Raw genomic sequence first — 19,126 nt, 5'->3', positions numbered from 1 at the left:
CCTGATCGGGACAGTGGCCTTCGAGGCCATATGGCTGCCAAGGAGGGTAAGACGTCAATTTGGATCTCATTAGGGCGCAACAGACGCCGGATATATGTCGCAAGACCGCGAACCATTAACGACCGATACCCCGTTGTGAAAGGTGAATTATCGATTAACGTAAATGTAGTTCGAATAAAATAGGACATTGGCCTTGCTAACCCCGAGGTGACCATATATGTCCCCGCTATTTCGCTATTTTATTTAATGGATGCTCGACCGCCCCGTTTGATGTGAATGGATTCACGAATGCCGCGATGGCATGGATGCCAAAAAGCGGCCATGGGGCGGACGGTCGTCTCGCAATCCCCATGGCCCACCTGTTTAACATCGGTGTAGCCTGCAAGTTTTAAATAAAAACTCAGCACGTTTTTGGACATTTTCGTGTTAGGACTTTTGCTCTAATGAAAGCATTTCTGATTATCAAAAATATGAAAAAGCTATAAACCTGTGGTCAGTTTTACTTGACCACTACAACACCATTACTAATAAAACCTACAGTTTCATAGGATAATTCAAAAAGTGTTCTTTATACGTCTTTAATAAAGCAGGGGTATTGGATTCTTCAATAAAGGACAAGACATTATTATAATTCTTATAGTTTATCTGATACTTTTTTGTCGCGTTTTTAGCATTATTAAGACGAGCTAACGCCTCATCAGAGAAGGCTCCAGATGTCCAAAATTCAAATATAAATTTTTTGTTTTTCCAATCAGGGTGAGATAAGCAATATTTATAAAATACTGGCACTTGCTCAATCAGCCAATAATCAATCTCATCTTTTGTAACCTGTTTGTTGATGTTATATCCTTTCCCTTCAATAAAAAGCACTTCTTTATTGTTTGAAGCAACAACATCTGCTTCTTTCTGAATTCCATTAACGTCCCTACAAAACTTATTAAGTTCCACCCCGTTATACCCAGTAGCTCTCATGGCTTCAGCAACAACGTGCTCGAATAACGCGCCCCTTAAGCGACTTGCGGCTCCTTCTACCTTCCCCAGCGTTTTGAAAATGATATCTAACTTTTCTCCTGAAGCCCCCACTCTTGACACTTGAGACAGGAGTTCTATTAGCTCCTTCATCCCGCTATTAACCTCTTTGTCAAACACCGACGAAATAGTGGCAGGAGATACTCCTGTTGCCTTTAATTTATTAAAGGCACTTTCAGAATATGAAGAAGCAAAAAAGAAAAATAGCTGTCTACCTACATTTTTAAGACTTCGTAAAGAATTGAGTTTTTGAATAAATGGCTGAATACCTCTTTCACTAACCTCGCTATTGAGCAAAATATCACACACAACGAAACCTGATTTAATCGTTCCAGCATTCGATTCACCGCTAACCAAAGGGCTTAGATATGATGGTGCAGCTAAATCCCATGCAGTAGTACTGACTACTGGGTTGTGTTCATTTGAACGTGTTTTTACTTGATTATACGATACAAAGCCGAGATTTCTCAGCCATGTAGTTATACCTCTCAACAACAGGTCTTCCGCTAAAAGTCTAGCTTTCATATACGGTATTAGTGATTGAACATGATTAGCATGAAGCCCTAGATAAACACATGCGCCAACACCATCTACGGTTATCTCCTTAAGGAGGTTTGTATTAAACAGTCGAGTAAGAACGGTATTTGCAGACAAATGCTTCTTTTGCTTGATAGGGGCACCACAGATAATCTCAAAATGGCATTTTGGGATAATGCCCCCACGTTCTTCAATAGCTGAAATGGCAAATCCATATGCTGAATTACAGGACAGAAGTGCTTCGCTTAAACGACCCCAATAGTGCCCAGTTCCAGCTTGTTCTCTGAGAAATAAAAACTTGGCACGTCTAGGAAATGAAAGCTCTAAACGCAGTATGTCCTGTGTCGCTCGAGAAACCCGCTGCCTAGCTGCTTGTGAACTTAACCCATGAGAAAGAATTAGATATTCCGTTATCTCAGAGCTTAAACTGGGACCATTTTCCAACAGATACAGACGAACCAAATCATTCATTGTCACACTGCGCTATATATACAAGATGTAATATACATCGTAGCAAAAGAAAACGTTCTGATACACATACGTTGCCACACAAGGGTTTCAGAGAAGGGAAATGATAAAAAAATGGCACACATGTCACAGTCGCATTTTTAATCCTAATTTCTGGTGCAAATTCAGGCTTTCTCAGAAGGCTTACAAGACCCACAGCGTTTCAGAATACCTATTTACCATAACGTCATCTTGGACGCAGTTGTGACAACCGCGCTGACGCGCGTTGATGTTTGAGTTGCTTAGGGCGCGTAGCCTTCAAATTCACAGTCAGCCAGCATTTTTGCAACAGAGCGGTGGTTAAAGGGATGATTGAATCGCCACCATTAAATAGCCACTCTGTAGCATTACTAACATTTGGTCAAACATGGAGTGCCGGTGTTAGTCGAGCGCACTCTGCCAGCTCGTTTTGGGGCAATATCTTTTTAGCTGAACGAACAGCTAGAGGGGTTGTTAAGATTGTCATTGTTGCACCAGTGACCTTCTAAAACATGGATGTTTTAGTAGAGCCCTCAGGGACGAGTTGACGGCGTGTCACTGGGGAAGCAATGACAATTAATGCGCAATGCGTGTAGCTCAACTGTCTTGCTTTGGGGCAATATCTTTTTAGCTGAACGAACAGCTAGAGGGGTTGTTAAGATTGTCATTATTGCACCAGTGACCTTCTAAAACATGTTTTAGTAGAGCCCTCAGGGACGCTTCTTGTTACATGCAAGGACGGCGTGTCACTGGGGAAATAATGACAATAAGTACAGCACAACTGACGACAAATTTGTCTTGCTTTGAGGCATTTTGATTTCAAAATAGGCGTTCCAATAGGATACGCCTATATTCTCGTTATTCTGAAGGAGTCTTTATTCCTTGGTACATAATCGAGTCAAATTACGTTTGCCCCACTCAATAATCGAGTGAGTGGGGCTTAAGGTTAAGCCTGTTGAAAGTAATAGAGTTTGTATTTATTGTTTTCGGCGGTCACTTTTAACTGGCCAAATTTGGCGGCAATGGTATCCGAATAGGGTAAGTGGCGGTTGGCAACGATTTGCCAAATACCGTTATGTTGTAATTGTTTAGCACTATCACTGACAAAGTTATGCGCTATGTTGGTGGTGCTGGCTAGGCCATCGTGGAACGGTGGGTTAGAGATAATGCCGTTAAATTTGCCCGTGGTTTGCGCCAGTCCATCGGAGGGATAGACCTTGGCCGTCATGCCATTGGCCGCAAGCGTGAGTTCGCATGAGGCGAGCGCCATCGCATTGATATCGACACATTCTAAGGATAGGCTTGGCTGTGCCTTGAGCAGTGCAGCGGCAATCACTCCTGCGCCGCAGCCAAAATCGAGCACTCGGCCAGAGAGTGTCGGCAGGTGCGACAGTAATAGTTCTGTGCCTTGATCTAAGTGCTTCTCGCTAAAAACCCCCACAAGATTGCAGATAGTCACCTCGCCCTGTGGCGTAGTGAGTCTATATTGGCTGACCCAATCGCTAAGCTTCATCTCTGGCGCGCAGCCCTCTAAGCTGCTGCCAAATAACAGGCAGTGGCGGGCGTTATCGAGCTTCATCCCAGTCGCCAAATACTCGGGTAACAGTTTCACTAAAGACTTGATCCCGCCCTTGTTTTCCCCAACGACTAACAGTTGACCATTAGGCACAAGATGATTGGCGGCGAGGTTAAACAGATAGGGCGCTAAGGGCTTGGCCTTAGGGAAATAAACGATAACCGTATCGTATTTTTCTCGCTCAACTGGGTCTTGGTGCGGCAGTTCATGGCCGAAGTAGCAACGCAGTTTTGAGTTGGCGTGCGGTGCTAAGTGCAAGTAATGGTGGTAATCCAAGGCGAGTGCATCGACCGATGCCGCGGTATCGAGCAGGGCCTTTGGCAGTAGATCGGCTTCATGATTGAGCACTAATACTTTGTGTTGGCTTAGGCTGTCTTGATTACGAATAATGACTTGCGATGGATTGGTTAACACAGTTACAGACACCGATTGACTTAAGTGTGGGCATTATACCCGTTATTCGCGCCTGAGCCAGTTTGCATAGAATCCCTGCGCTAAGACCTAATAAAATCCCTAATCAAAAGACCCAATAAAAAAGGCAACTGCATTATGCGGTTGCCTTTAATGAACGGAATCGATTAACGCTTAGCTTTTAGGTTTCTTCGGTTTAGGTAATAAGCTAAAAATCTTATTGGCGATATCGGTATTATCTTGATGGCCGTTAAACAGCTCAGATGCGGGACCTGTGGCAAAGACTTGAACATCAACGCCCGTGTGCCCACCCGTGGTCCAACCTGTATCGGTGCGTTTATCAATTACATGGCGAATTGCCACCGCCATGGTTTCTAATCCCTGCATTCTGGCGACATTAAGCTTTGTGGTTTCTTCTTCGGTTAACTCAAATCCTAAACCGCGGGCGAGATCGGCTTGCCATTGTTCACCACTGATGGCGGCTAAGGCCAAAGTGTCGGAGCTGGCGGAGATATTGCGCAGGATCTCAGGGTTCCAACTGTAGTTACCATTGACACCAATCGATAGGCCGCCAGTATTGTGGTCGGCGGTGATCACCATCAGGGTATCTGGGTGTTCACGCACAAATTGCTCAACCACTTCGATGGCATTGGAGAATTCATCCATTTCACCCATGGCGGTGGCGATATCGTTATTGTGGCCTGCCCAGTCGATAAGACTTCCTTCGACTAACAGCACAAAACCTTGCTCATTCTGCGACAGCAAGCTGAGCGCCTTTTGAGTTAAGGTGCTGAGTTTTTTCGCATCTTTCTCATCAATCGCCCAAGGTAATTGCACCTGGGCAAACAGGCCTAACACTTTAGGTTGAGTGATAGTGGCGAGATCTTCAAAACGGCTGATGTGTTGATAACCCTTGGCGGTGAATTGGGCTAATAGCTCGGGTGAGAAATACTTCTGGCCACCCCCTAAAAACACATCGGCGTTGGTTTCTAAATAACTGAGTGCCAGAGCATCGTAGTTTTTACGGCTTTCGTTGTGGGCCAAAAAGGCGGCTGGCGTGGCGTGGTTGATCTGGGATGTAACAGCCACACCTGTGCTCAGGCCAAGGGATTTGGCTTTTTCGAGTAGGGTCGGCAGTGGTTGCTTTTGGGTATCGACCGAAATCGCCCCATTGTAGGATTTAACCCCGGTAGCCAGCGCTGTCGCCGCCGCGGCTGAGTCGGTAACATAGCCACTGACGCCCGCGGGATAGGTGCTCGCCATGCCCACCAGTAAACGGTCGAATACGGTTTGTTCGACTTCTTCGGTATCAGGATTATCTTTGTAGTAGCGGTAGGCGCTAGTGTAAGACGGCCCCATACCATCACCTATCATGATAACGATATTTTTCGGTCGCGATGGCGTCTTCGTTGGACCCGTTTCATCTGCCCAAGCTGGCGTAGATAACAGCAAACTACTGCCGAGTAACAAGAGTGGCGCTTTGGTGAAACTCATATCACATCCCTAGAAGTGGTTCGGCGCTCGCGATTTGCTCGCGCCTTACAATCGACAAACTCGTTGGTAAATTTATGCTGTGGCGTTAATGCGTGCTTCGATAGCATCCATTAACATGCCAGTGATGTCGACATCGAATGCCGCTTGGATCTCACGGATACAGGTTGGACTCGTCACATTGATCTCAGTCAGCTTGTCACCAATGACATCCAGCCCGACAAAAATCAGTCCACGTTTTTTAAGCTCAGGGCCAATGGCACGTGCAATCGCCCAATCGCTGTCGGATAAAGGCTGCGCCACACCGCTACCGCCGGCGGCTAAGTTGCCACGGGTTTCGCCTTTCATTGGGATACGCGCCAAGGCGTAGGGCACAGGCTCGCCATCGACCACTAAAATGCGTTTATCGCCTTTGGTAATTTCAGGGATAAAGGCTTGCGCCATCGCATATTGTTGGCCATAGCTGGTCAAGGTCTCGATGATCACCCCAAGGTTAGGGTCGTCCTGCTTCACGCGGAAAATCGAGGTGCCGCCCATGCCATCTAAAGGCTTAAGAATAATATCGCCCTTAGCTTGGTGGAAAGCGCGGATACGCTTGGCATCGCGGGTCACGATCGTTTCTGGGGTGAATTCGCTAAACCATGCGGTGAACAGTTTTTCGTTAGCATCACGTAGGCTTTGCGGCTTGTTGACGATCAACACTCCCTGTTCTTCGGCGCGTTCAAGCATGTAAGTGGCGTAGATAAACTCAGTATCGAATGGCGGGTCCTTACGCATTAAGATCACATCGAGTTCGTCCATCGGCGTGTCTTTCGCTTCGCCGAGTTCAAACCATTTGCTCGCATCATTGATAACAGTTAACGGACGCATATTGGCCATAGCCACGCCGTTGACCATGGCAAGATCGGCCATTTCCATATAAAACAGCTGATAACCTCTTTCCTGCGCGGCCATTAACATGGCAAAACTGGAGTCTTTCTTAATGTTGATCTCACTGATGGGGTCCATCACTATGCCGAGTTTTATCATTAATCTGTTCCTTATTTGTCGCCGTTTGCAGGCAAAAAAGCATTGATTCGCTGTCGCTTAGGTCAGCCTAAATCACCAAATCTAAGTTGCAGCGCCGTAATGGCGGTGAGTGAGGCGGTCTCGGTGCGCAGCACTCTGGGGCCAAGCAACACATCGGTAAATTGATAGGTTTCCGTCATGGCGATTTCTTCCGCCGACAAACCGCCCTCTGGGCCAATTAATAGTCGCACGCGGGTATGGGCTAAATCTAAGCCACTGATACCGTGTGCGGCACGCGGGTGCAGATTGAGTTTCAGTGCCGAGGTCGGCTCACTACACCAATCGTGCAAGTCCATTGCCGGGCGCACCACGGGCACTTGGCTGCGGCCCGATTGCTCACAGGCGCTGATGACGATTTTCTGCCATTGCTGAATTTTTTTCTCTAGGCGTTCGCCATTGAGTTTTACGCCGCAGCGATCGGAAAACAGCGGCGTAATGGTATTCACACCCAGCTCGACCGATTTTTGAATGGTAAATTCCATTCTATCGCCACGGGAAATCACTTGGCCTAAGTGCAAGTTGAGTGGCGACTCAGATAAATTGGCCTCACAGGACAGCAGTTTGACTGTGACATGTTTTTTACCCGCATCGACAATTTCAGCCAGATAATCATTGCCATCGCCATTGAATAGGCTGATCTGTTCGCCGTTGCCCATGCGTAGCACTTTGCCAATATGGGCCGCGCCATCTTCGTCTAAGTTCAGCTGTTGATGGATGGCTAATGGCTGAGGTTGATAAATTCTTGGGACTCTCATTCGACCTTACTCGGCTAGTTGTTGACGCAGTGGTGGCGCATTGCAGGCGTTCTGCACAAAGGGGTTATGGTTGCCCTGGGTTTGCGCTATGGCGTTATCGCGTTTGCACTCAATAGTATCAACTGGATAGCTTTTATCCCATGCTTTGAACAACTTTAATTGTTGTGAAGCAATTTTAAGCCCATAGGTTTGCTGCATATATAAGTAAGTGCGGGCAATCTTACCGCGGGCATTGGCGGGCGGCTGTGCCTGACGATTTTTAAAATCGATGACCATAGCGCATTGGCCATATTGGTCGGCTTTACCGTTCCATTGGCTAAAGCGGAAGTTACTGCGATCGCCGTTCACCTCACCGATGGCGGGCACTAAGTTGTGCATATCTGCTTCCATCCTATTAAATTCATTACTGTTATCGGCGCAGTTTTTACGCCCACCCTTTTGCCAGCACTGGAGCTGATGGCCAAATTCCCAGGCGGGCACTATATGTTCCCACTCGATACGGTTGGCGCGGGTTTCCTGTTTACGGGCTTGATAACCACAACTGGCGAGATCGGGTTTCCAGGATTTGCCTTTGATCTGAATATCGCAGCCACAGTAAAAACTGACTGCGGGTAGTGTGCCTTGGTGACTGCCCTGATAGAGCGCCTGCGACTTGGTTTTCGCTTGGCTGAAACTACTGGGGTGTGACACTGAGGCACTAGCGGGCACGGATAAGGTCGCCGCCCAAGTGATTAGGCACAACAAAAGTTGCCGCGAATTAACGGTTAAAGAAGCTTTGCTCAAGATTTATCCCAAAATAACAAATACTACGCGAGCCTTTGGCCCGTCTTTTATGCTGTGATGTTAAGGGAAATGCCGCTGCTTATGCAAATTGTGTCGAACTTAGGTTGAGGGATTCTTGGTAACGCGTGTTTAGCTCTCGATTAAACTAAGCCGCCATTAAATGGGTCTTACAGCGTTTACAGAGATAACGGCTTTCACCGCGTAGCACTTTGTTATGGCGGCGAATACTCAGGCGAATCGGCCCACAGGCGCAGCGATACTCAACATCTTTACCCGCAACCGAAGTGGTGTTAAAGCTGTGGGTGGTACTCGGGTTGACCTTAAATACCGTTAACATCAAGGATTGCCATTCTTTACCGTGGGGCTTGGTTTTGCCAAAAAGCTGAAAACACAGTAAATGACAAATTTCGTGGGGCACGACTTCTGTTAGAAAAGCTTCGCTGTTTTCCCGTAGCAACACGGGATTGAATCGCAAACGATTCTGCTGCAGATGAGCCGTACCCGCGCTCTTGCCCCTGAGGCTAAACTGCGTCACTGGCCGTGGGAAGTTGCGTTTGAGGTATGCTTCTGCCTCTTGATAGCAGGCTTCAATTCGCTCGAGCACTTGTATTTGCAGTGACGAGAGTGGGCGCGATGAACCGGTAAAAATATGCGCCTGTGCCGCTTTGGGTGCTAATGGGCTCGTTATTGCCTGCGACTCATCTTGGCTTTGGCCTAAGGCTGCGTACGTCGATTTTTTCAGTGGGGCAAGGGCTTCACTGCTGCGACGACGTAGGGCATTGAGTAAGTCAGTGGGTTTTAACATAGGGTGAGCTTGGGTCCTCGTCGGCTAAAGTAAAAATTGTGTGCTTAAACTTTCAGTCAATCATCAGCGTTCGCATCATAGCGAACGCTATCTGACAATGCCAGTAGGCTATAGGCTCGCCGCGGCTTGCATCACCATAGTACGCACTTGTTCGACTATCGCTTGCTCGGTATCGGCGTCATAACCTTTGACTCTTGGGGTGTGAATGTGGCCGACTTTCGCATGGCTATTAAACTTTTGCTGCAACACTATGGCGCGATAGGAGATTTCATTAGAGAGATAACCGCCGCCAGAACCTTCGACTGAGGTTTCGTTTTGCAGCTCATTCAATGAGGTTGCACTAAACTCACCGCGGGCAAGGGTAGTGACAGTGTGGTTATCGTTGACTTTCCATTGGCTGTCTTTTACCTGCATGGCGGCAACAGGCAGCGAGAATTCGACAAACTCAGGGCCGATAAAATCCTTACCATTAAGCTTAGGGGCAACCGGTGCGGTTTTAGTGCCGCCAGTGAGCACGTTTTGGTTATCGGGCGCCGCTGCGCTGCGATTTAGCCCAGGAAAGCGTTCGATATCAAAGTCAGTGCGGCCCATGCTGACGGTGAATACAAATTGGGTTTTAGGATCGCGGTAAATCGGGCTTAGTAGCGATTCGATAACACCTTGGTCAAAATCCTCAAAACGCACTGGCACCAAAGCCGTTTCGATTTGCGCCGTTTTACCATCGACTTGAAAGCGGAAACCGTCCAAGGCGAGGGCGACTAAGCCGGAAGGATTGCTCTGGCTAATATCTTTGTCGAGGAAGAAGGGATCGAAACCCGTGAGGAAGATTTTGATTTGGACATCATCACCATAGTGAACATCGCTAAAACCCCGCGAGGCCTTCTCAACTGCACCAGCCAAAATGCCCTGTTGCCAGTCGGCCATGTTAAAGCTAGCGCTGGTGGTTTTTAGGCTATTTAACATCGAAAGACGCGCCCAATATAAAGGTCGGTCGTCAAAGTGGCCCGACTGCACATCGCGCACCGCCTGTTGCCACAGTCTGTGCCCTTGACGCGCCGCTAATTGAGTTGCATCGACTTCGTTCTTCTGTACCGTTAACTGTTGAGCTAAGCCTTCATTTAAGGCTTGATAGCGTGTCACCACATCGCCCAAGGTTTGTGCGGCGGTCGGTAGGCGGGACACTTCCACATCACCTAATAAGGGGATGGCACTGGCCGTATTGATTAAGCTGCTGGCGAAGATGAGTGTTAATACTGGCTTCAACATTTTTGATTTCCCTGTAGTTATTCTATGTTATGCGTTGAAATGTTCTTCGTTGAAAGTTCTTCGTTCAAAAGAATAGTTATCTCGTCCTGCAAAAGGCTCTTATGCTAAAAAGTATGCACTACAAGCTGGGGGTAATAAAGTTAACACCAGTGATCTCCATCATCTTATGTCAATATCTTCTATACCAAAGCGTGTCAAGCTGGCATCAGTCCTTCGATAACAGAACTTGCTTGCCTCTTTTTTGCCACAATTGGTCAGCAGTTTGCTAGGGAAGGGAAAAACGCTAAGTGATAGCCTTAATCACTTTTTTAGTTCATTGGATTTTTGTGTTTCGACAAGGAGAATTTATGCGTTTGTTAGCTATATCGGCTTTGCTGGTAGCATCTGCTATCTTCGTTGCCCCAGCTTTTGCCTCTACAGAGGTGAAGAAGGAGTGGCAAGAAACCCGTGCTTGGGATGCTATTTTTGCTCAGGAGCATACTCAATCCCAGCAAGCCCGGCCACAACAAGCTCGGCCAAAACCTGTCCAGGGCGTTGTGGTGTTATGGAACGAAAATAAGCAGCAAGGGTTTAGCAATAATCTTAAGCGTGCCAACCAACGCTATTTACCCGCCTCGACCTTTAAGATCCCCAACAGTTTGATTGCCCTCGATCTTGGGGTTGTTAAGAATGAACACCAAGTCTTTAAATGGGATGGTAAAAACCGCGATATCGCCGCTTGGAACCGCGACCATGACTTGATTACCGCGATGAAGTATTCGGTCGTGCCTGTCTATCAAGATTTTGCTCGCCAAATCGGTGAAGCACGCATGGGGAAAATGCTGGATGCCTTCGATTATGGTAATGAGGATATTTCGGGAAACTTAGACAGCTTTTGGTTGGACGGCAATATCCGCATCTCAGCCACTGAGCAAATCGACTTTTTGCGAAAGCTGTATCACAACAAACTGCATGTGTCTGAGCGCAGTCAACGTATCGTTAAACAGGCCATGCTGACCGAAGCGAATGGCGACTATATTATCCGAGCCAAAACCGGATACTCAGTCAGAATTGAACCTAAAATTGGCTGGTGGGTCGGTTGGGTAGAACTCGATGATAATGTGTGGTTTTTTGCAATGAATATGGATATGCCGTCGGCGGAGGGTTTGTCATTACGTCAAGCCATCACTAAGGCCGTATTAAGACAGGAAAAAATTATCCCTTAGCCGTAAATCCAACAGATAAAACAAAAGCCTAGCGGATAAAGCTAGGCTTTTACTATAAAAGGGGGAAAGGGCTAACCCATTAACGATTGCAGGCTTTCCTGGCTGCTAAAGCGTTTCACAAAGAAGTCCAAAAACACGCTGATATTGGTGGCCAACTGGCGACGGCTGGAATATACACCATAGACCTTAAAGGGCTCGATAGGCCATTCCTGTAAAATTGGGACCAGCTGTCCATTGGCAAGCTCATTCTTACAGGCTGAATTTGACAGCATGGCGATGCCAAAATCATCAATGGCGAGCTGTTTCACCATTATGGGACTATTGACTCGCACTTTACGCTGAAAGTTAACCATGGTTTTACGGGTGCCCTTGCCTAAGGGCCAGATAGGTGCCGAGCGCGAGGTGCCTAATAAAATGCCACTGTGTTGACTGAGTTCCTGTGGCGTAGCAGGGGTGCCCCTGAGTTTCAAATACCCCGGACTTGCCACTAGAATAGGTTGACGTTCAAACAGTAAGCGTGCGACAAGATCAGAGGATTGCAACGGGCCATATTTGATAGCTATGTCATATCCTTCACCCACTAAACCTATATCGTTGTCGGTAAACTGGACATCTAATTCCACATTGGGATATAAACGCATAAATCCGCTACAGAGGTTAGCGATTAATTCTTGGCTAAATGACACAGGGATCGCAATCCGTAATGACCCTGACACATCATCGTGAGTATTCTCGATAACAGCCTTGGCCGCCTCCACCTCATTGCGAATGGAATCACAGTGTTGATAAAAGAGTGCCCCGACTTGAGTCAAACTTAAGTTACGGGTGTCGCGCTGTAGCAATCGCACGCCAAGTTGTTCTTCAAGCTGCGCGATTTTGCGACTTATGGTGGATTTTGGGTGGCCTGTTTCACGTGCAGCTTGGGAAAATCCCTTCGCTCTCACTACGGCTGCAAATAGCATCATACCGTTTAAATCTGGCATGTTTTTCCCACTGTCTCATATTTGGAACAAAGCGTCTTATGCAGTTTAATGGCATTTGACGGGATAACAAAGTTATATTTATTGGCTAAAAATTTTCAGAGGCTAAGCAGAGGATCTTTTGATGACCAGCAATAATCAGCCCACACACATGACTCAAGCCCAAACGCCCGATCCGCTTTTTTTACAAGCCGAGCATTTGGCAAAGGATTTTTCTCTGTTTCCTAAACACAGTAAACAGAGCTTATCAGATGAAATTAAAGGTCTTTTAAGTGAGGATGCCATTCAGGCAAACTTGAAGGATTTGGCATCTTTAGATGTCGATGGTTACGTTGCTAAAGTGATCCAACCGACCCTAGATAAAGGTCGTCCGGGGGCTAAGCGTATCATCGCCGATCTTAAGGGCCGTTTGATTACCGAAACTCACTTGGGCTCTTTTTATAGTGCTGAGATCGAGTTGAACTTTGGTTCGCGCACTCGTCGTATTGGTTTTATCGCTCAAGAGCGCACTACCGCAAACGGTGCCTGGATGCCAGAGCATCATTACGCCGCCTGTAAGGCGATTCGCCACTTTGCCGAATTGTCTATGCCAATTATCTATTTAATTGACACCCCAGGGGCGGATGCGGGCGAAATCGCCAACAGCCAAAACCAAGCCCATTCTATTTCTAAAGCCATCGCAGAAAGCGCCAACGTTGACGTACCGACAGTCGGTATTGTTATCGGAGCGGGTTATTCTGGTGGTGCGATTCCATTAGCCGCGGCCAACATTCTGTTGTCACTGCGTGACGGTATTTTCAACACGATTCAGCCACAGGGTCTGCAAAGCATCGCGCGTAAGTACAATTTATCTTGGCAAGAATGTGCGAAATCTGTCGGCGTATCCCCAGAAGAGCTTTATACCTCGGGTTGTATCGATGGGATTATCGACTTTTCGCCGAGTGATCGCGACGAGCGTCAGCACAATTTACGCCGTGCAATTATTAGCAGTATTGAGGCAGTTGAGCGCGCAGCGATTAACTTTGTGCGCGATTCAGCGGATTTACGCGAACACTACGATCGCAGTTTGACGCGTTTTTTAAACCCGTCTAAAAACCTGGCATCGCTGGAATTAAACGCAGAATTGTCGGTTGCCAGCAACCCAACAACTCACCATAACTTGTTTGGTAGTGCTTATCGTTACCTGCGTTATCTCACCCTGCGTAGCCGTATCCATTCGATTTCCCAGGAGCAGTACGGTCGTCTGTCCCGTGCGAGTGTGCCAGAAGGTGACTTATTAGCACGTATCCAACAGGAACAAGACCGCGTATTCCAAGCTTGGTTATCAAGCCCTGATAAACTGGTTTACGACGAAGACTTAAACAAGCTCTGGGCTAACTTTGTTGCTAAGCGTGATGAAGTGTCGACCGAGCGTAATATGTTAACGCGTTTGATTTTGGGTGAACCGAAAGAAAACTATAAAAAAGCGCGTAAAGCCTTGTTATTCAACATTGGCTGGTCTCTGTACCACCGCTGGAAGAGCAATGCGGCAAACAACTTCAAAGGGCTGATCCAGCACTTAGAAAACCTACCCAAATCAGCGACTCAAGCCAAATGGCCTGAACTGAATCAGCTGACCGTACTCGACGTAGTAGTAAACGAAGAACTGCGTGAAGACTTTATTTGGCAATGCCATAACATTCTGATTTTTAACGCCTTGTACGACAATGTCGTCGGCAGCTTAGCGTCAATCGCGAAAGAAGCCATGATGTCTAAGAGTTTGTCACGCAACTCTGTGAACAATCTGCTGCATAAGTCGATTGACCATGCGTTGTCGACCCAGGATACCGCAAACGATAAAGCCAAATTCTACAAGTGGCTCAAATACTTTATGGGTCAATCTAACCGCGCCGATCTATTGGTGCGGGTAGAACAGTGGAAGAGTGTGGGTTTCCCGCAACTTAACGACAGTTTGTTCGTGGTATTGACTTACTTCTTCGAGCGTTTATTGCCCGAGTATTTCGACAGCGAAAGCGATACCAGCAAGTACACTGGCGCGATCAACCCTGTGCGTATCGGTCGTCGTAAGGACTTCTGGAACCGTTTAACTATGGGTTATCAGGATCTGTTAATCCAAAAAGTGCTGCGTGACGAAAAACGTGCAGGCAATATGACCTGGGAAAATATCATCAAGCAATTCTTTACCCGCTTCGATGAGATCAATGGCGACAAAATGTCGGCTAACCTGTTGAACTTCCCTGGTTTCCGTTTATCGATCGAAGACGCTTTAGATAAAGGTATTCGTCCTTGTGGTCTGATCACGGGTATCGCTGACTTTAAAGAAAAAGGTCAAAAAGTCCGTGTGGGTGTGGCTGTCTCTAACACCGCATTCCAAGCGGGTGCCTTCGATATGGCGAGTGCCGAGAAATTCTCCGCACTGTTGATCGAGTGTGCTAAGCGTAAATTACCCGTAGTGTGCTTTATCAGCTCGGGTGGTATGCAGACTAAAGAAGGTGCTGCGGCGCTGTTCTCTATGGCGGTAGTGAACGACCGTATCACACGCTTTATCCGTGATAACGAATTGCCAGTATTGATGTTTGGTTTTGGTGACTGTACCGGTGGCGCGCAGGCGAGTTTTGTGACTCACCCATTAGTGCAAACCTATTATCTGTCAGGCACTAACATGCCATTCGCGGGTCAAATGGTGGTGCCAGCTTACTTGCCATCGACAGCGACACTGTCTAACTACCTGTCAAAAGTGCCAGGCGCGATGGCGGGCTTAGTCCATAACCCCTTTAGTACAACCTTAGATGGCCAATTGGCGAGCATAGATCCTCTGATGCCAATGCCGACGGCCAAAATTAGCGACATTATCATCAACGCACTGTCGACACTCGTGGTTGAAGCGCCAGTTGAAGAGGATGTGATCATCCAAAGCGATCCACGTAAGCTGATGAAGCCAATCAACAAAGTATTGGTGCATGCCCGTGGTTGTACCGCAGTGAAGCTGATCCGTAAGGCCCATGACAATGATATCAACGTGGTATTAGTGGCATCAGACCCGGACATGACCTCAGTTCCAGCGGACATGCTGAAAGACACCGACAAGTTAGTGTGTTTAGGGGGTAATACCTCGGACGAAAGTTACTTGAACGCCTACTCAGTGCTGAAAGTGGCCGAATATGAGCAAGTCGATGCTCTGCACCCAGGTATCGGTTTCCTATCTGAGAGCCCGCAATTCGCGGCATTATGTGTCAACAATGGCGTTAACTTTGTGGGCCCTAGCGTGCATTCAATGACGACTATGGGTAACAAGTCGAATGCGATTAAGACATCTCAAGGCCAAAACGTACCTGTAGTGCCTGGTTCCCACGGGATCCTGACCAACGCCGAGCAGGCCGTGAATGTGGCCAGTGAAATCGGTTACCCAGTGCTGCTTAAAGCGGTACAAGGTGGTGGCGGTAAAGGTATTCAGGTCGTTAAACGTCCTGAAGACATGATTGGCTTATTCCAAAAAACGGCCACCGAAGCAGCAGCTGCCTTCGGTAACGGCGATTTGTACCTTGAAAAATATGTGACATCACTGCGTCATATCGAAGTGCAATTACTGCGTGACAAGTTTGGCAACGCCAAAGTGCTCGGTTTACGTGACTGTTCGGTACAGCGTAACAACCAAAAAGTCGTCGAAGAATCTGGCTCAACCATGCTGCCAGATGAGCTTAAAAAGCAGGTATTGGATTACACCCGCGCTTTAGGTGACGCGACCGATTACATGGGCGCGGGTACCGTCGAGTTCATCTATAACTTAGATGCCAACGAAGTGTACTTCATGGAAATGAACACCCGTCTGCAGGTTGAACATCCAGTGACTGAAGCGACGTCTGGCATAGATATTGTGAGTGCACAGTTTGATATCGCCGCGGGTCGCTCGATTGAGCACTTAGAGCCGAAGGAAATTGGCTATGCGATGGAAGTGCGCGTGACGGCTGAAAAGGCCGCGCTCGATAGCCATGGCATACTGCAGCTTATTCCAAATCCAGGCAAGATCACTGAATGTGTATTCCCAGATCATCCCGATGTGGAAATCATTTCAATTGCTGCGCCAGGTAAAGAAGTGTCGCCATACTATGATAGCTTGATTGCGCAAATCATTATGCGCGGTGAAAATCGTGAAGATGTGATTGCCAAGTTACATGCTTACCTGGATAGCGTAGTGCTTAAAGGTATCGCGACAAACATTCCGTTACTTAAGCTCATCTTAAATGACGGCACCTTCAAGGAAGGCGTATACGACACTAACTATCTGCCACGCTTTATGGCGGAGCTTGATATTCCTGCGCTTATCGCAGAAATGGAAGCGGCGGCAGAAACCGTGGGTGTCGATACTGAGTCCCTACGTGTGGGTGAAAGTAACGAACTGAAAGTATTAGCCCAAGGCGCGGGTATCTTCTATACCTCGCCTGCACCGGGTGAACCTGACTTCGTGAAAGAAGGTGATATTGTCACTGTTGAGCAAACCTTAGCGCTGACAGAAGCGATGAAGATGTTCTCACAGGTCAACTTGGCAGGCTTTAACCGTCAAGGTGCCGTACTCTATCCTGAGGATCAGAAGTATCGCATCGAGCGCATCCTGAACAGCAATGGTCAGCAAGTGTCTCAAGGTGACTTACTGTTTGTGGTATCACCAGTAGAAGCTTAAGCAGGCAAGTGTCTCAAGGTGATTTACTGTTTATAGTAGTATCACCGATAGAAGCTTAAGCAGCCTAGCCGAACGATATTCAATACCCGCCACTGGCGGGTATTTTTTTACCCTCTTACTTACCATTTCAACGGCCATGGAGAGCGATTGGTATTATCCCCGCATCGCATATACACTTTTTAAATCTAAATCAGCTAAGTCTTGTGTTTACTTGAGAATATTAATGGGTATTCGTTATTGGTTGCTCGCCCTGTGCCTGCTTTTACCTTTGCAGGTATATGCCGAGCATTTGGCTTCGGCCTATTTAAGGGCTGCGGATGAAAGCGCCGAAACCAGTGGCAAAGTGATTCGCTACTGTGTCGATCCCGATTGGTTGCCCTATGAGGCCATTCGCGATGGCAAACATGTGGGTATATCCTCCGACTATATCCAATATATTCAAGCCCACACACCATTAAAATTCCATTTAGTTATCACCCATTCTTGGAGCGAAACCCTGTCTTTCTTGAAGGATGGGCGTTGTGACTTGACCCCTTTGCTCAATAAAACCGCTTCGCGGGAGCAATATTTGCACTTTAGTCAGGTGTATTTCCGTTCGCCTAATGTGTTGGTGTCGTTGAGGGAACAGCCCTTTTTGCAGGGGTTTGACAATATAGGTGGGCGTACTTTAGCTGTGCCTAAGGGTTATCGATTGGCGGAATATATCCATCATTATTATCCCCAAGTTCGGACTATCACAGTGGATAACGAGCCTGAGGGGCTGGAGGCTGTGCTTGCCAAACGAGCGGATCTGTTTGTGGGTTCAATGTTTTCCGTGAATGCCTATATCCAACAAACGGGTTTCAATCACCTTAAAATTGCCGGTTGGGGTGGGCCTGAGGACGAATTACGCATAGGGGTCAGTTTAGGAAATGAGGCATTGTTGCCAATCATCAATCAAGCCATCGAGGCTATCAGTGAACTTGAGCGGATTAGTATTTATCGAAAATGGAATAATGTCACTATTATCGATGAAACCAATTACCGACTGATCTACCAAATCATTGCCGCTACCTTGTTTATTCTCCTCCTCCTTGGCTCTCGCACTTACTTGATCATCCAATATAACCGCCGATTAACGAATAAAAACCTACAGTTAGAGAGGTTGCATCAGCAACTTGAAGAGAAGAATACCGAGCTGGAGTTTTTATCGACCCATGATCCCCTGACTAAGCTTTACAATCGACATTACTTCAATCGACATTTTATGGATGATCATCGAGCATCGGAGCAGGTGGATCCCGCCATATGCTTGGTGATGGTGGATATCGACTACTTTAAAGAAATTAATGACACCAATGGGCATACCATAGGCGATAAAATTCTTATCGAACTCTCAACCGTATTACAACACTGCGTGCGTGATTGCGATGTGGTCGCACGTTGGGGTGGGGAGGAGTTTGTGATCCTTTGCCACCAATCCTCAATACCTTTGACTCAGTCATTATGCCAAAGGATCGCTGGGACGATAAGGGAGCATAAATTTAGTGATGGCGTGCGCTTAACCTGCAGTTTTGGAATCGCAAAGCTGATGGAAAATGAACCGATGCAATCCTGTTTTGAACGAGCCGATAGGGCATTATACCGCGCTAAAGTCCAAGGGAGAGATCAGGTTTGTGTGGATGAGGTGGCCTAACTGATGCCAATTTAACGTTGATCTGTGATTTAGCATCGGCATTTGTCATTTTAATTAAGGGAATCCGCATTTATCCGATTAATTGACCCGAGTTTAATGTTAATGGCTTACCCTTGTTGCAGGTGATAGGGGGCACTGGAAGCTGTTTTTGGGTACCCGTAGGCGGTAAAAGACGGCAAAAACATCAATATCATTTGAAATCCGCTATTTTTTAAGGTTTTTATCAGTTGTTTGAAATTTAAGCTAAAGTATTTTATTTGGTTGTTTTCATATGTTTTTCTTCGAATATTTTTCAATTTTATCGCTACTTTATTGTGAAAATGTGCAAGAGCCATTTGCGCGGAGCTAGGTTCCAATTTACAATATGCGCCTAAAATAATC

The 19,126-nt window shown here is 47.0% G+C and carries 13 protein-coding genes; 3 read left to right on the top strand and 10 right to left on the bottom strand.

Annotated elements, in window-relative coordinates:
- Nucleotides 1-534: 534 nt before the first annotated feature.
- From COW15_RS16420 to COW15_RS16385, 8 genes are all read right to left on the bottom strand, one after another.
- Complete coding sequence (locus tag COW15_RS16420; protein ID WP_293633811.1) at nt 535-2,037, bottom strand: hypothetical protein; 1,503 nt, start codon at nt 2,035-2,037, stop codon at nt 535-537.
- A 961-nt stretch (nt 2,038-2,998) separates the two neighbouring features.
- On the bottom strand, nt 2,999-4,042 hold the full coding sequence (locus COW15_RS16415; protein WP_293633809.1) for a methyltransferase: 1,044 nt from the start codon (nt 4,040-4,042) through the stop codon (nt 2,999-3,001).
- Between the two features lie 171 nt (nt 4,043-4,213).
- Nucleotides 4,214-5,533, bottom strand: a complete 1,320-nt coding sequence (locus COW15_RS16410; protein WP_293633807.1) for an alkaline phosphatase — start codon at nt 5,531-5,533, stop codon at nt 4,214-4,216.
- 72 nt (nt 5,534-5,605) lie between these two features.
- Nucleotides 5,606-6,559 carry a glutathione synthase gene (gshB, locus tag COW15_RS16405; protein ID WP_293633805.1) on the bottom strand — a complete coding sequence of 318 codons (954 nt, stop codon included), beginning with the start codon at nt 6,557-6,559 and terminating at the stop codon, nt 5,606-5,608.
- A gap of 62 nt (nt 6,560-6,621) precedes the next feature.
- Nucleotides 6,622-7,353 (bottom strand): 16S rRNA (uracil(1498)-N(3))-methyltransferase, encoded by a 732-nt coding sequence (rsmE, locus tag COW15_RS16400; protein WP_293633803.1) that lies wholly within the window; start codon nt 7,351-7,353, stop codon nt 6,622-6,624.
- Nucleotides 7,354-7,359: 6 nt separating this feature from the next.
- Entirely contained in the window at nt 7,360-8,139 is a 780-nt protein-coding gene (gene endA, locus COW15_RS16395) for an endonuclease EndA (RefSeq protein WP_293633813.1), read from the bottom strand.
- 142 nt (nt 8,140-8,281) lie between these two features.
- The gene (locus tag COW15_RS16390) at nt 8,282-8,941 is read right to left on the bottom strand and encodes a SprT family zinc-dependent metalloprotease (protein ID WP_293633801.1); all 660 of its coding nucleotides are present in this window, start codon (nt 8,939-8,941) and stop codon (nt 8,282-8,284) included.
- Between the two features lie 108 nt (nt 8,942-9,049).
- The gene (locus COW15_RS16385) at nt 9,050-10,207 is read right to left on the bottom strand and encodes a hypothetical protein (RefSeq protein ID WP_293633799.1); all 1,158 of its coding nucleotides are present in this window, start codon (nt 10,205-10,207) and stop codon (nt 9,050-9,052) included.
- 347 nt (nt 10,208-10,554) lie between these two features.
- Here COW15_RS16385 and blaOXA point away from each other — a divergent pair, with 347 nt between their 5' ends.
- Nucleotides 10,555-11,412 carry a class D beta-lactamase gene (gene blaOXA / locus COW15_RS16380; protein ID WP_293633797.1) on the top strand — a complete coding sequence of 286 codons (858 nt, stop codon included), beginning with the start codon at nt 10,555-10,557 and terminating at the stop codon, nt 11,410-11,412.
- A gap of 71 nt (nt 11,413-11,483) precedes the next feature.
- On the opposite strand, the gene COW15_RS16375 is transcribed toward blaOXA, so the two are convergent.
- On the bottom strand, nt 11,484-12,395 hold the full coding sequence (locus tag COW15_RS16375; RefSeq protein WP_198782327.1) for a LysR family transcriptional regulator: 912 nt from the start codon (nt 12,393-12,395) through the stop codon (nt 11,484-11,486).
- Between the two features lie 121 nt (nt 12,396-12,516).
- Between COW15_RS16375 and COW15_RS16370 the strand changes: the two genes are divergently transcribed.
- Nucleotides 12,517-17,070 carry a biotin carboxylase N-terminal domain-containing protein gene (locus COW15_RS16370; RefSeq protein ID WP_293633794.1) on the top strand — a complete coding sequence of 1,518 codons (4,554 nt, stop codon included), beginning with the start codon at nt 12,517-12,519 and terminating at the stop codon, nt 17,068-17,070.
- A gap of 223 nt (nt 17,071-17,293) precedes the next feature.
- Complete coding sequence (locus COW15_RS16365) at nt 17,294-18,745, top strand: diguanylate cyclase (protein ID WP_293633792.1); 1,452 nt, start codon at nt 17,294-17,296, stop codon at nt 18,743-18,745.
- 107 nt (nt 18,746-18,852) lie between these two features.
- Here the strand turns inward: COW15_RS16365 and COW15_RS16360 are convergent.
- On the bottom strand, nt 18,853-19,126 hold a 274-nt coding region (locus COW15_RS16360), incomplete at its 5' end, for a hypothetical protein (RefSeq protein ID WP_293633790.1).

It is taken from the genome of Shewanella sp. CG12_big_fil_rev_8_21_14_0_65_47_15, assembly GCF_002783505.1.
Classification (GTDB): domain Bacteria; phylum Pseudomonadota; class Gammaproteobacteria; order Enterobacterales; family Shewanellaceae; genus Shewanella.
This window is presented reverse-complemented; position numbering and strand designations above follow the sequence as displayed.

Coding starts and splice junctions, on each gene's coding strand:
- rsmE (WP_293633803.1), bottom strand. CDS start 7,353: ATGAGAGTCCCAAGAATTTATCAACCTCAGCCATTAGCCATCCATCAA.
- COW15_RS16410 (WP_293633807.1), bottom strand. CDS start 5,533: ATGAGTTTCACCAAAGCGCCACTCTTGTTACTCGGCAGTAGTTTGCTG.
- COW15_RS16370 (WP_293633794.1), top strand. CDS start 12,517: ATGACCAGCAATAATCAGCCCACACACATGACTCAAGCCCAAACGCCC.
- COW15_RS16385 (WP_293633799.1), bottom strand. CDS start 10,207: ATGTTGAAGCCAGTATTAACACTCATCTTCGCCAGCAGCTTAATCAAT.
- COW15_RS16390 (WP_293633801.1), bottom strand. CDS start 8,941: ATGTTAAAACCCACTGACTTACTCAATGCCCTACGTCGTCGCAGCAGT.
- blaOXA (WP_293633797.1), top strand. CDS start 10,555: ATGCGTTTGTTAGCTATATCGGCTTTGCTGGTAGCATCTGCTATCTTC.
- COW15_RS16420 (WP_293633811.1), bottom strand. CDS start 2,037: ATGAATGATTTGGTTCGTCTGTATCTGTTGGAAAATGGTCCCAGTTTA.
- gshB (WP_293633805.1), bottom strand. CDS start 6,559: ATGATAAAACTCGGCATAGTGATGGACCCCATCAGTGAGATCAACATT.
- COW15_RS16365 (WP_293633792.1), top strand. CDS start 17,294: ATGGGTATTCGTTATTGGTTGCTCGCCCTGTGCCTGCTTTTACCTTTG.
- COW15_RS16375 (WP_198782327.1), bottom strand. CDS start 12,395: ATGCCAGATTTAAACGGTATGATGCTATTTGCAGCCGTAGTGAGAGCG.